We start from the raw sequence: 12120 nt of genomic DNA, 5'->3' as shown, positions 1-12120 counted from the left end.
AAACATCGTGAAACTCATTGGAAACACAACATCCACGATGCGGCACTTCTGACTATTTACATGTTTCGCTCGGGTCGGTCAGCTGGCTGTCCCGCGATCACCGGATGCCGGTCGGCCCACGGCCGGGCCTGCTCCAGCACACTGCCGAGCCGGATCAGCAGGTCCTCCCGGCCGTACGCGGCCACGAACTGCACCCCGATCGGCAGCCCGTCGGCCGACCAGTGCAGCGGCAGCGACATCGCCGGCTGCCCGGTCGCGTTGAACGGCGACGTGAAGCTGACGTACTCGCCGGACCGCATGAACCCGGCCAGCGGCTGGCCGGGGACCGGCCGCAGCTCGCCGAGCTTCGCCGGGGGCCTCGGCAGGGTCGGGGTGAGCAGCAGGTCGTACCCGGGTTTGCGCCCGCCGTCGGTGCCGTCCCCGTCGTGGTTCCACCAGGCGGCCACCCGGCGGCACCAGGCGTGCAGCGCGTACAGCCCTTCGAGATAGGCGACGGCGGACACGTCCTTGCCGTACATGCCGAGCGCCCAGTTGTCCTGGTCGAGGTCGGCCGGGGTCAGTTCGCGGCCGATCGCCCTGCCCCAGCGCACGATGTCGAGGTACTGGAACACCGGCATCAGCACCTGCGCCTCCGGTGCCGGCGCGTCGAGCGCCGCCGGCCGGGCGATCTCCACGATGTGACCCATTTCCTCCAGCAACGCGGCCGTCGACCGGACCGCCGCCACCACCTCCGGGTCGAGGGCGACCGCCGGATGATCGACCTGGATGCCGATCCTCAACCGGCCGACGGGCGCGCCGACCTCCCGCACGTAGGGCCGCGTCGGCGTCGGCGCCGTGTACGGGTCACCGGGCGCCATCCCGCCCACCGCGTCGAGGATGCCGGCGATGTCGCGTACCGAGCGGGTGATGGCCGACTCGTGGGTCAGGCCGGCCCACGCCTCGCCGAGTTCCGGGCCGAGGGACACCCGGGCCCGGGTCGGCTTCAGTCCGACGAGGCCGTTCGCGCTGGCCGGGATCCGTACCGAACCGCCGCCGTCGTTGGCGTGCGCCGCCGGCACCATCCCGGTCGCGACGGCCACCGCCGACCCGCCGCTTGAGCCGCCGGACGAGCGGCTCAGGTCCCACGGGTTGCGGGTCGGGCCGTACGAGTCGGGCTCCGTCGTCGTCCACGCGCCGATCTCCGGAGTGTTCGTACGCCCCACCAGCACGAAGCCGGCGGCCCGCAGCTTCGACACCATCCACGTGTCGGCCGACGCCCGCCAGTCCAGGTCCTTCAGGAACCGGGTGCCGTAGTGGTAGGGGTCGCCCGCGCTCTGCTGGAACAGGTCCTTGACGGCGAAGGGCACCCCGCCGAACGGCCCGGTCGGCGCGCCCGCGGCCACCGCCCGCGCCTTCTCGAAGCTGGTGTGGATGAACGCGTTGACCTCGGGGTTCAGCTTCTCGATCCGCGCGATCGAATGCTCGACGAGTTCGGTCGCGCTGATCTCACCGGAGCGGACCAGTTCGGCCTGCCCGGTCGCGTCGAGCCAAAAGATCTCTTCCATCGCGTCCTCCCGCCGCGGCCCGGCACCGCCGGGCCGATCTCCGCCGGCGGCCGGTCCGGTGTCGCCGTCCGCCGCGCCGCTTCTCGCAGCCTCGTCCCGGGCCGACCGGGCGACAACGGGGCGCCGGCGGATCGGCAGGACTGCCTAGGTAGTACCGCCGGCACCGGTGGCCGCCCTCGTAGGCTGGCTGTCGATGACCGGCACGCCCCATCCACGGCCGGTGCTCGAACGGCGGCTGGAGGCCGCCGCCTGGCAGCACCGGGCCACCGTCGTGCGCGCACCCGCCGGCTGGGGCAAGACGTTCGGACTCGACGCCTGGGCCGCCTCGTCGCCACGGCGCGACCGGATCGCCCGCGCCGAACTCGACCCGCCGTGCGCCGACCCGGTCATGTTCTGGACCCGGGTGGCCGAGGCACTGGCGCGGGCCGACGACCGCTTCGCCCACCTGCCCCCACCACCGGCCGGGACGGACGACCGTCAAGTGTGGATCGCCGAACTCCTCGCCACCGGCCGAAGCGCGGCGGCCGACCTCGTGCTGGCCATCGACAGCTTCGAGCGGGCCGACACCGCGACCGTCGGCGCCGAACTCGGGCAGTTCCTGCACGGCCGTACCAGGATCCGGCTCCTCCTCGCCGGCCGTACCCGCCCCCGCCTCGCCCTCGCGCGGCTGCGGGCGGCCGGCGCCCTGGCCGAGATCGGCACCGGCGACCTCGCCCTCACCGCCGACGAGGCCCGATCCCTCCTCGGCGGCCCGGCCGGACCCGAGTACGAGGACACGATCCGCCGGGCGGAGGGCTGGCCGATCGCCCTGCGGATCGCCGCCGAACACCCGCGCGAACGGCTCCGCGGCGACCACCACCACCTTTACGACTACGTCGTCGAGGAGATCCTCGACCCGCTGCCGCCCGACCTGCGCCGCTTCCTGCTCGACACCGCCGTGCTCGACTGGCTGAGCGGCCCGCTCTGCGACGCCGTCACCGGTGGTACCGACGGCGCCGGGCAGCTCGCCCGGCTCGACCGCGAGGGCGTCTTCGTCGTACCGCTCGACCGGCGACGGGTGTGGTTCCGCTACCACCCGCTGTTCCGGGAGGCACTGCACCGGGCCGCGGCCCTCGAAGGCGCCGACTCCGTACGCGGCCACCGCCGCGCCGCCCGCTGGTTCGTCGGCCACGGCATGCCGGACCGCGCTGTCGCACACCTGCTCACGGCCGGCGACGAGGCCGACGCCGGCGAGCTGATCGCCGCCACGTACTGGCGGATGCTCGACGTCGGCCACACCGCGACCGTGCTCGACTGGATCGACCGGCTGCCGCCGCGCCACCTGCACGCCGACGCCCGGCTGCTGCTCGCCCACGCGTCGGCGAGCCTCTTCGCCGGTCGTACCGGTGACGTGCACCTCGCTCTCGCCCGCGCCGAGGCAGCGCCGGCCCGGCCGGGCGAGCTGCCCGACGGCCTGCCGTCGGTCGACGCCGGCATCGCGCTGGGCCGGGCCACCCTCAGCGCCCTGCGCGGTGACGTCGGCGAGGCGACGCGGTGGGCGCGGCGGGCGCGGGCGATGCACGGGCCGGAACACTTCACCCAGCGGGCGAACTGCGACATCATCCTCGCCGGATCGGCCTACTACGCCGGCACCGACGACGACGTCGAGTTCCGGCTGGCGGAGATCGTGGAATCGGCCACCCCGATGCGGAACACCGTCGCCGAGGTCGCCGGCCGGGCGATGCTGGCCCGGGTCCGGGCCGACCGCGCCGACCTCGACGCGGCCCGGGAACAGCTCGCCCGGGCCGCCGCCCTCGTCGGGTCCCGCCAGGCCACCGCGCCGTTCGCGGCCCGCGTACTCGCCCTCTGCCGGGCCGTGGTCGACCACCGCGGTGGTGCCGCGGACGCCGCCGCCGCGGGCTACACCGAGGCCCGTGACCTCTCGATCGCCGCCGCCGACCGGATCACCGCCCCGGACGCCGTTCTGGGCCTCGCCGAACTGGCGCTCGACGCCGGCCGCGCCGAGGACGCCCGGCGCCGGCTGGACGAGGCCGCGCTCCTCCTCGCCGAGTGCGACGACCCCGGGCACCGCCTGCGAACCCGCCGGGCGACGCTGGAAGCCCGCCGCGCGGACCGGGTCGCCGCCGACCCCACCGCCGGTGGGCTGCTCACCGTACGCCAGGGGACGATCCTCCAGGCGGTCGCCCGTGGCCTCTCCGACGCGGCCATCGCCCGGGAACTGGGAGTCAGCCCGCGTACAGTGCACGCCCACCTCCGGGCGGTCAACGCCCGGCTGAACGTCCACTCGCGGTCCGACGCCGTACGCGCCTACCGCGCGGCCGGCGGCCCCGCCTGAGCCGGCGCTACCCTGCGATGGTGGATGACGGCGACGGCGGACGGGTGGCGGCGTCCCTCGCCGACCGGCTCGACCAACTGTCCTTCGTGGACCAGACGGCCGACGGGGTGACCGCCCGGGTCATCGAGGCGGTCGCCGACTGGGCGAGCGGTCAGGGCTGGCGGGTCTACCGCCGGGCACGCAGCGTGATGCCGCTGCCGGGACCGATGTCCGGGCGGCACTCGATCGTCGACGTGGCGTGCGCCCGGCCCGACGCGCCACCGGTGGTGATCGAGGTGGACCGCACCGACCGGGCCCGTACGGCCGAGAAGTTGGTGGCCGAGGCGGCCGCCGGCCGGATCGCGATCTGGGTCCGGTGGGGCACCGGACCGTTCGGCGCACCACCAACCCCGGTGCACCTGGTGACCTGTGCGGTCACGCACCGCAACGGCCCGGTCGGGCAGGGGCGGCTCTACACCCGCCGGCCGGGCACCGACCGGCCGCCGCCGGCACACTCCGGCAGCCCCGGCACCGCCGACGTGGTCGCGCTGCCGATCCCGGACACCGACCCCGAGACGTCCTGAGCCACCGGCACACTGCCCGGCGTCACGACGTCACCGCCTCCAGATAGACCCACTGCCCGTCCTCGCGGACGAAACGGCTGCGCTCGTGCAGCATGCCCGGACGTCCCGACTCCCGGTAGTGGGCGCGGAACTCCACGCCACCGGCGGTGTCGAACAGGCCGCCCCGGTCGGTGGCCAGGATCTCCAGCCTGGTCCACCGCTGTGCGGGGTCGAGGGTCAGCCGGGCCGGCCGGGTGGTCGGATGCCAGGTCCGCAGCAGATAGGCGGTGTCGCCGACGGCGAAGGCACTGAACCGCGACCGCATCAACTGCTCGGCCGTCGCGGCGGTCGTCTCCCGCCGGTGCAGCCGGCCACAGCAGTCGCCGTACGCCTGACCCGAGCCGCACGGACAGGTCAGGGTCGGCTCGTAGCCCGCCGCCCGGCGGGTGCCCCGTCTCGCCACCGGGCCATTGTGCCGTGTTTCCGGCCAGCCACATCCGCGGCGGTGAGAGCGCGCACAGGAGGCACGCCGTGCCTCGCGCCGTGCCGTGCGCCGATCAAGGAGAAGTCGTCCCCAAACGTGCCCGGTTTGCCGTGGATATCCCCTCGATCGGCGCGTCGCATGTCCGCTGCGGGCACCGCCAGGCGGGGTGCGCCGCATGATCGCGTTGATCGAGGAGAAAGCGTGGCATTCCTGCCTGTTTTGCGGCGAATATCACCTTGATCAACGCGCCCCGGTGGGAGGTCAGCCGGCGCGGCGTAGCCGGCCGAGCATGCCGTTGAGGTCCTGTACGAACAGTTCGTGGCGGAAGTAGTGCCCGCCGGGAACCTCGCGCCACTCGTGCGGGATCCCGGCCCGGCCGAGTGCCGCCCGGAACTCGCGCTGGCCGGATAGCACCTGGGTCTCGTTGATGGTGTCGAACCAGTTGACCGGGTCGGGCGAGGTGCCGGCGGCGAGGAAGATCCGCTTGTTGTGGTAGCTGCCGATGCGCTGCACCGGGTTGTCGGCGTTGACCCGTGCCTCGTCCCAGAACGGGGCGCCGTAGACGGTGCCGCCGCCGAGATCCATCGCGGCCGACGTGATGTTGGCCCAGTGCACCACCAGGCCGAGGTCGCGGCGCAGGCTGGCGGGGCCGGAGTGGGAACTCACCGAGCAGAAGTGGCCGTAGTACTTCGCCGCGTACTTGAGGGCGCCGAACCCGCCCATCGAGAAGCCGGCGACGGCGCGGCCGTTGTATTCGGCGAAGGTGCGGAAGTTCGAGTCGATCCAGGGCAGCAGTTGCGCGATGTGGAAGGTTTCCCAGTTGCGGGGGCCGGTGTTGGAGCTGACCGGGTTGGAGTACCAGCCGGTCGAGGCGTCCGGCATGACGACGATGATTTCCCGGCCGGCGGTCAGGTTGATGATGTTGTCCTGCAGGTGGAAGGTGCGGAAGTCGGCGTTTCCGCCGTGCAGCAGGTAGAGCACGGGGTATCGCTTGCCGCTGGTGTGGTAGCCGTCCGGCAGCAGGACGTTCACCGCCGGGTCCCACGCGATCGCGTCGGTGGCGAAGCGGTAGTACTGGAGGCGGCCGCCGTTCTCGTTGCGGTCGACGATGTGTAGCCCGTGTCCGTTGCCGGCGGCGTGCACCGGGGTCGGGGCGGTGAGGGCGCCGGCGAATGCTCCGGCGGTGGCGACTCCGGCGACACCGGTCAGGAGTCGTCGGCGGCTGACGGGGTGATGGACGGCGGGGTTTCGGTCCATGGGGCTCTCCTGTCGTGGGCCGCACTGATTCGTCGGCGTCGATGGTGCTGCGGTCCGCCCAGGCTATGGGAGAAAGTTGCCCATGAGTACCCATCAGTTGAAATATTTCTACACGTCGCCGGATGGTGGTTGCGTGGGCACGGGCTGGTGGGCCATCATGGCGCCATGATCGCTACCTACCGGAAGGGCGTGACCGCCCTCGCGCGGTGACCGCGCCCGCGCGGCACCAGACCGCTCGCGATGTCATCCCGGCCAGGACGCTCGAATCGAGCATCGAACACTGGCTCGCCGCCGTGGAGATCCGGCGGGAATGGCTGGACCACGGACTCTCGACCACACCGGCCGACCGGGCCGGCGCCGAAGACCGGCTGACCGCCATCTACGCCCGGCACTTCCGACCCCGACCCCGCTTCCGCTGGGTCGACTCACCCCGCCAGGCCCTTCCGTCGCTCACCGGCCTGCCCACCCACGACGTCCTGCAACGATGGGTGATGCCCCGGCGGCCGCCGGGCGTACCCCCGCTGGCCAGCGACATCGCCGCCGGACTGTCCCGGCTGCGCGGCGCGTTGGACGACGCGGTCTCCCATCCCGACCTCGATCCATCACGGCTCCGCCGCGACAAGGGCAAGCCGTGGCCCGTACTGCCGCCGCTCGAAGCTCTCGACGCTGGTGTCCCGTTGCGGGAGGTGCTGCGGCAGGGCGTGCGGGACGCTCTGCGGACCAGCCTCGCCGACGGGTTCTACCTGCCCGTACGCGCCGCGCTTTCCGCGTACGGGCGGCTGCCGGTCGCCTGGTACGGCCAGCAGGAGGCGCACTGGATCGGCTACTACGACCTGCTCCGCCGGCTCGGCTTCGCCCGGTACCGGCCGGCCGACGCCGACCACCTCGACGACTGGGCGATGCTGGCCCGGTCGTGCGGCTGGTGGTGGCCGGGCGAGGACGTGTGCGTCGTCGTCGAACGCCCGGCCGTGATCCGTACCGAGTCCGTTCCCGGCGGTTGGCACGGTCAGGTCCGGCCACGTCAGGGTGATGGCGGCCCGGTCGAGTACCGCGACGGCTGGCGGCCACTGCTGAACCGGTAGCCCGGCGGACGACGCCTGAGCAAGCACTGCCCGAACCCGGGGTGACCGGTCCGACCGGCCGGCCACCCCGACATCCGGGCGCGGTCGGCTCCGGCGCCCGAAAGATCGTCCCTAGTGGACGGCGATTACCGCTCCGGTGGCGTTGTCGTTGCCGCCGGCCCGCAGCGATTCGGCGAGCAGGGTGCCGACCGGGTTCCCGTCCCTCGTCAGCACCTCGGCGATCCGCCCGTACGGCACCTGCTCGGCGAGGCCGTCCGTACACAGGAGGTAGACGTCGCCCGGCCGCAGGGTCACGTTGAGTACGTCGGGTTCGGGCTGGTCGGGGTGGCCGACGTACCGCATCAGCCGGTAGCGGTCGGCGTGTGCCCGCGGCGAGTCGAACGGATACCAGCCGTTGACCGCCCCGAGCCAGGCCGCGGTGTGGTCGACGGTGAGCAGTTCGAGTTGACCGTCCCGTAGCCGGTAGGCCCGCGAGTCGCCGATCTGCACCAGCCAGGCGTCGTGGTCGTCGCCGACGAACGCGGTCAGCGTGCATCCGGTCAACTCGCCCAGCCGGTGTCCGGCCTCGCGGAGCCGGCGCTGGGCCTCCGCGACCGCGGCGCGCAGCGGCCCGGGGCCGGGAGCGGCCATCCCGACGAAGACGTCGACGGTGGTCCGGCCGGCGACCCGGCTCCCCTCGCCGGCACCCATGCCGTCGGCGACGACCACCAGCGGGCGGCCGTCGTCGAGGTGCAGTACGTCGAAGTTGGCCGGGTAGCGGTTGCCGACCACGGTGCCGGCGGTCATCGCCAGGCGGCGACCGGCGACCGTGAGTTCGGTGCGGCGGATCTTGATCTCTTCGATGGCGCCGAGTCTAGCCATCCGGGCGAGGGGCCGGACCGGTTTATGTCCACCGGGCGCGGGAAGGCACCGTACGGATCGCCGCGAGGGCCACCGCCGCCCCCGTGGCCGAGGGAAGGGATTCGAGATGGCCGAGCGGGAGAACCTTCACGATCTGCGAAAGCGTGCCCACGATGCGGGCATCGAGGGCAACTCGAAGATGAGCGAGCCGCAACTGCGTGACGCGCTGAAGCGGGTGGGTAGGGGCACCGACCCGATGATGGCCAAGCAGGCCGCCAAGAAGTAGATCGACCGCGTCGGTCGGGACGGGGAGAGCCCTCGTCCCGACCGACGCGTGTGTCGGGTCAGACGCCGAGCGGTGCGGTGGGAAAGGCGGCGAGGTTGACGGCGCGGACACCGGGAAGGTCGGCGGTGGTCTCGGCGCGCAACTCGATCGCGGTCACGCCGCACTCCCTCGCGATCCCGCGCCGGTCAGCACCCCGCGGGCCAGTTGGTCGGACAGCCATTCCCGGAAGTCACCCTCGGACCAGCCGCAGCGGGTCACCAGCGCGTCGTAGTGGGCCGGGTCATTGAGAAACCAGACGACGTCGACCGCCCGCTCCACATCGGACCCCTGGCGCAGCGGCCCGAGTGACCGGACCCGCTCGACCACCATCGCCGCGCCCCGGCGCCGGTTCCGCAGCAGCGTCTCCCACACCTGCGCGACCTCCCCGTTGTCGTCGGCCGCCCGGCGTACGGCCTCGAAGATCTGGGCGGCCCGGCCGCCGATCAGGGTGCACACCCCGGCGTAGCCGTCGAGCACGCCGGCCTGTGTGCCGGCCTCCCAGACCGGGCGGAACCACGGGCGTTCGGCCACCGGGACCGGTTCGTCGTCTCCGGCGAGCGCCTCGTCGAGCACCTGCCGCAGCAGCGCGGGCTTCGACCCGAAGGCGGCGAAGGCGGTGGGCCGGGCGACCCCGGCCCGGGCGGCGATGTCGGCGAGCGAGGTGGCTCCGTAGCCGCGCGCGACGAAGAGTTCACCGGCGGCGGCGACCACCGCCTGACGGGTCCGCCGCGCGCTCTCCTCGCGGAGTGCTGACCGGTATGCACGTTTCGGCTTCGCGCCGCCGCTGCACCGCCACCAGACCGAGGACGAACTGTTCTACGTCCTCTCCGGCACCGCCGAGTTCCGCTGCGCCGGCGAGGTGCTGCCCGCCGGCCCCGGCGACCTGGTGCTGCTGCCGGTGGGGCTGCCACACACGTTCCTGGTCGGCCCGGACGAGCCGCTGCGGACCCTTCAGATCACCACCCCGTCCGGATTCGAGGGGTTCGCCGCCGAAGCCGGCGAGCGAGCGCCGGAGCGCCGGCTGCCCGACCCCGGCCCGGTCGACCCGGCCGCCCTCGGCCACGCCGCCGCCCGACACGGCGTCGAACTGCTCGGACCACCACCCACCCGCTGACGCCACTACCCGTCGCGGTTCGCCAGCGGGACCGTCGCCGTCGCACCGGGCGCCAGCCACAACCGCCGCCCCCGCATTATGATCGGGATCGGCGGCTCGTCGCCCGGTGGGGTGCCCATCCGCACCTCCCGGTGGTCGACGGTCAGGTCGACCAGCCGCCCGCGATAACGGATGGTGCAGCGAAGGTAATCGAGGCCCTCGGGCAGCAGCGGATCCAGCCGGAGCACGTTGTCGTGGATCCCCAGCCCGGTGTAGCACCGCTGGAGGATGTCCAGCGTCCCCGCCGTGGCACCGAGGTGGATCCCCTCCCGGGCCGAACCGTCGTGCAGATCCGCGAGGTCCGTACCCAGCGCCGCCAGCAGCATGTTCCACGACTGCCGCCGGTCGGTGCGGGCCAGCACCCAGGCGTGGGCGACCCGGCTCAGCGTCGACCCGTGCGTCGTACGGGCCAGATAGTGGTCGACGGTCGCGGGGATGCACGCCCGGTCGAAGTCGTAACCGAGGTGGCCGATCAGGTCGGCCAGCTCGTCCGCGCCCAGCAGATACAGGAGCATGAGCACGTCCGCCTGCTTCGACACCCGGTAGCGGTTGGTGCTGTCCCCCTCCGCCTGCAGATACCACCCCAACGGTCGCAGGTCGCCGTACCGCCGCCGGTAGTGCTCCCAGTCCAGCTCGGCCAGGTCGGCGTACCCCTCGAACTGGGCCAGCATGCCGTCGTCGAGGAACGGCAACCGCAGCCGGCGCCCGACGTGGGCCCAGTGGTCGAGCTCCGGCCGCCCGACGTCCGGCCCGAACCACGGCGTCACCCCCGGATGCCGCTCGAGCAACGAGTACGCCTCACAGGCGCGGGCCAGTGTCCAGGCGACCATCACGTTGACGTACGCGCAGTTGTCGAGACCCTCGCCCGGCCGGTCCGGATAGCCGTCGTGGTATTCGTCGGGGCCCATCACCCCCCGGATGTCGAACCGGTCGTCGGCCGGGTCGTACGTTGCCGCGCCGGCCCAGAACCGGGCCGTCTCCACCAGCAGGTCGATCCCGGTCGTGCCGAGGAACGACAGGTCCGCGGTGGTCTCCCAGTAGCGCCACGCGGAGTGGGCGACGGCCAGGTTGACGTGGTGCTGGAGGTTCGTGTGGTCGGGCACCCACTCCCCGGTCACCGGATTGCGCGACCGGGCCGGGCTCTCGTCCCGCCCGCTGCTGGCGCTCTGCCAGGGAAACAGCGCGCCGGCCCGGCCCAGCTCGGCCGCCTGCCGGCGGGCCCAGCCCAGCCGCCGGTGCCGGTACTCCAGCATGGCCCGGGTGAGTTCCGGCAGCCGCAGGTCGAGGAACGGGTAGACGAAGAGTTCGTCCCAGAAGATGTGACCGTGGTAGCCCTCGCCGTGCAACCCGCGCGCCGGAACCCCGACGTCGAGATCGACCGTGTGCGGTGACAGCGTCTGCAACAGGTGGAAGGTCTGCACCCGCACCGGAAGCTGCCATGCCTGTTCGTCGCCCACGTCGAGCCGCAGCCGCTCCCACAGCCCGGCCCACACGGCGGCGTGGTCGGCGGCCAGCACCTCGAACGGCCCGGCGCCGGCGAGTTCGGTCCGGGCGGCCACCAACGGCTCGTAGACGGCCCGGTCCCGCGACGAGAAGACGGCGACCGCCTTGTCGACCACCACCGGCTCACCCGCCGCCAGGTCGAGCGCGGACACCTGGCTGATCTCCGCCGGCGCGCCGACCGTACGGTGCGCGGTCCCGCTCCGGGACCCGACCGACACCCGGGTCCGGGCGGCGAGCGCCACGCGCAGACGGGAGTCCGTGGTCTCGGCCACCATCCACAGGGATTCCGGGCCGTCGGTGCCGCATGCGACGCCGTTCAGGTGCCGGCCGCAGGTCCCGCGCTCGATGGGCGCGTTCGCGTTCACCACGCCGCCGTCGAGCCCCGACCGCACCTCCAGCCGCCCCGACCAGTTCTCCGCCAGGATCGTCGTGTGCAGCGCGGCCAGATGCGGCGCCGCCATCGACACCAGGCGTCGCTGCCGCAGCCGGGTCCGCCGCTGCTGCCGGTCGACGACCACCAGCTCCCGGCGGTAGACGCCGCTGCGCAGGTCGAGCGCTCGATGCTCGTGCAGGCGGCGGGCCCGCCCCGGGGCGTACCAGTCACCACTGGCCGGCCGGAACGTCAACGGCAGCCAGTTCGGCAGGTTGACGATGCTCTCGGCGGTCTCCCGGCCGTCGCCCGGCAGCCGGTTGTGGAAGCCGGCGAGATAGGTGCCCGGATAGTGCACCCCGTCGGCCGACGACTCCGGCGCCGCCCCACGGCTGGCGAGATAGCCGTTGCCGACGGTGAGCAGCGCCTCCCGGGTGCCCTCCCCGTCCGGGTCGCCGTCGATGTACGTCAACACCCAGGCGGCGGGCAGGTCGCTCGTGCACAGCCCGCAGCCGGGGTCGACGGGTCCGGTCCCGGCCACCAGGCACCTCCTCAGCGCACTGCCGGTTCCCGGTCACCGGCCGGGCAAACCTGGCACCACCGGCGGCGCCCGGCGCGCTGGCGGGCTCACCGATCCGGCCGTCGCGACGGCGGCGGCCACGTAGGGTCGGACCGGAGACCACAC

11 protein-coding genes are annotated in these 12120 nt (G+C 73.2%); 5 read left to right on the top strand and 6 right to left on the bottom strand.

Features of this window, described 5'->3' with window-relative positions; translation table 11 throughout:
• Positions 1 to 56: 56 nt before the first annotated feature.
• Positions 57 to 1544: an amidase gene (locus QCD66_RS34835; protein WP_375734542.1), complete on the bottom strand. Its 1488-nt coding sequence runs from the start codon at positions 1542 to 1544 to the stop codon at positions 57 to 59.
• Positions 1545 to 1737: 193 nt separating this feature from the next.
• Here QCD66_RS34835 and QCD66_RS34830 point away from each other — a divergent pair, with 193 nt between their 5' ends.
• Both QCD66_RS34830 and QCD66_RS34825 read left to right on the top strand, forming a co-directional pair.
• Complete coding sequence (locus tag QCD66_RS34830) at positions 1738 to 3879, top strand: LuxR C-terminal-related transcriptional regulator (RefSeq protein ID WP_375734543.1); 2142 nt, start codon at positions 1738 to 1740, stop codon at positions 3877 to 3879.
• Positions 3880 to 3899: 20 nt separating this feature from the next.
• Positions 3900 to 4442 carry a hypothetical protein gene (locus QCD66_RS34825; protein WP_375734544.1) on the top strand — a complete coding sequence of 181 codons (543 nt, stop codon included), beginning with the start codon at positions 3900 to 3902 and terminating at the stop codon, positions 4440 to 4442.
• Positions 4443 to 4464: 22 nt separating this feature from the next.
• On the opposite strand, the gene QCD66_RS34820 is transcribed toward QCD66_RS34825, so the two are convergent.
• Entirely contained in the window at positions 4465 to 4884 is a 420-nt protein-coding gene (locus QCD66_RS34820; protein ID WP_375734545.1) for a YchJ family protein, read from the bottom strand.
• Between the two features lie 282 nt (positions 4885 to 5166).
• Positions 5167 to 6162: an alpha/beta hydrolase gene (locus QCD66_RS34815; protein WP_375734546.1), complete on the bottom strand. Its 996-nt coding sequence runs from the start codon at positions 6160 to 6162 to the stop codon at positions 5167 to 5169.
• 206 nt (positions 6163 to 6368) lie between these two features.
• Between QCD66_RS34815 and QCD66_RS34810 the strand changes: the two genes are divergently transcribed.
• Complete coding sequence (locus tag QCD66_RS34810) at positions 6369 to 7244, top strand: DUF6745 domain-containing protein (RefSeq protein WP_375734547.1); 876 nt, start codon at positions 6369 to 6371, stop codon at positions 7242 to 7244.
• 111 nt (positions 7245 to 7355) lie between these two features.
• Here QCD66_RS34810 and QCD66_RS34805 read toward each other — a convergent pair whose 3' ends face one another.
• Entirely contained in the window at positions 7356 to 8105 is a 750-nt protein-coding gene (locus tag QCD66_RS34805) for a PP2C family protein-serine/threonine phosphatase (protein ID WP_407566938.1), read from the bottom strand.
• A gap of 106 nt (positions 8106 to 8211) precedes the next feature.
• Between QCD66_RS34805 and QCD66_RS34800 the strand changes: the two genes are divergently transcribed.
• Complete coding sequence (locus QCD66_RS34800) at positions 8212 to 8370, top strand: hypothetical protein (protein ID WP_364216447.1); 159 nt, start codon at positions 8212 to 8214, stop codon at positions 8368 to 8370.
• Positions 8371 to 8523: 153 nt separating this feature from the next.
• On the opposite strand, the gene QCD66_RS34795 is transcribed toward QCD66_RS34800, so the two are convergent.
• Positions 8524 to 9120: a TetR/AcrR family transcriptional regulator gene (locus tag QCD66_RS34795; RefSeq protein WP_375734549.1), complete on the bottom strand. Its 597-nt coding sequence runs from the start codon at positions 9118 to 9120 to the stop codon at positions 8524 to 8526.
• Between the two features lie 73 nt (positions 9121 to 9193).
• Between QCD66_RS34795 and QCD66_RS34790 the strand changes: the two genes are divergently transcribed.
• Entirely contained in the window at positions 9194 to 9523 is a 330-nt protein-coding gene (locus tag QCD66_RS34790) for a cupin domain-containing protein (RefSeq protein WP_375734581.1), read from the top strand.
• A gap of 5 nt (positions 9524 to 9528) precedes the next feature.
• Here the strand turns inward: QCD66_RS34790 and QCD66_RS34785 are convergent, their stop codons facing one another.
• A complete protein-coding gene (locus tag QCD66_RS34785; protein ID WP_375734550.1) occupies positions 9529 to 11976 on the bottom strand; it encodes a glycoside hydrolase family 65 protein in 2448 nt (815 codons plus the stop codon).
• Between the last annotated feature and the right edge of the window lie 144 nt (positions 11977 to 12120).

Origin of the sequence: Polymorphospora sp. A560 (assembly GCF_045781765.1) — a bacterium.
Lineage (GTDB): Bacteria > Actinomycetota > Actinomycetes > Mycobacteriales > Micromonosporaceae > Polymorphospora > Polymorphospora lycopeni.
The sequence above is the reverse complement of the archived record's forward strand: the minus strand, read 5'-3'. Positions and strand labels throughout refer to the sequence as shown.